Origin of the sequence: Pseudoalteromonas sp. T1lg75 (assembly GCF_002964705.1) — a bacterium.
Taxonomy (GTDB): domain Bacteria; phylum Pseudomonadota; class Gammaproteobacteria; order Enterobacterales; family Alteromonadaceae; genus Pseudoalteromonas.
The window spans coordinates 1-215 of the sequence record NZ_PQCD01000001.1; the positions used below are offsets into that span (position 1 = coordinate 1).

The 215-nt window shown below is 50.7% G+C and carries 1 rRNA gene; it reads right to left on the reverse strand.

Going from position 1 to position 215, the window contains the following annotated elements:
* A 23S ribosomal RNA gene (locus C2M36_RS00005) occupies positions 1 to 215 on the reverse strand; the annotation flags it as partial.

The following is a 215-nucleotide window of genomic DNA, read 5'->3' on the forward strand; positions in this document are numbered from 1 at the left end:
GGCAGGTGTCACACCGTATACGTCATCTCGCGATTTAGCACAGTGCTGTGTTTTTAATAAACAGTCCCAGCCACCTGGTCACTGCGACTCCCGTCCGCTTAGAGAGCAAGTCTCATCACAGGTAGGAGCGTACCTTCTCCCGAAGTTACGGTACTATTTTGCCTAGTTCCTTCACCCGAGTTCTCTCAAGCGCCTTAGTATTCTCTACCTGACCA